The sequence below is a fragment of the Lacinutrix chionoecetis genome, from assembly GCF_053604665.1.
This window is the reverse complement of sequence record NZ_JBSHNQ010000025.1, coordinates 1-239: the sequence shown is the minus strand read 5'-3', so window position 1 is coordinate 239 and position 239 is coordinate 1. Positions and strand designations below refer to the sequence as shown.

Sequence of the window (239 nt, the reverse complement as noted above, 5' to 3'; positions counted from 1 at the left end):
AACCCGCAAACCATAGTGGCAGGTGTGCTCAATACCAACACCAGCTGTTACAATACAATCACATTAGACCTGGTAGTTGAGCAGGCACCAGTAATTTTTACACCAACCGCTTTAGAATATTGCGATCCAGACAGTGATGGCTTTGGTGTCTTTACCCTTACCGATGCCGATGCACAAATTACAGGAGGCGCACCAGGACTTACCGTTACCTATCACGAAACACCAGCCGATGCGCAAAA

1 protein-coding gene is annotated in these 239 nt (G+C 47.3%); it reads left to right on the top strand.

What is annotated here, in order from left to right; genetic code table 11:
* Positions 1–239, top strand: a 239-nt coding sequence (locus ACVC43_RS00130) for a hypothetical protein (RefSeq protein ID WP_452222544.1), incomplete at both ends; no start/stop codon positions are given.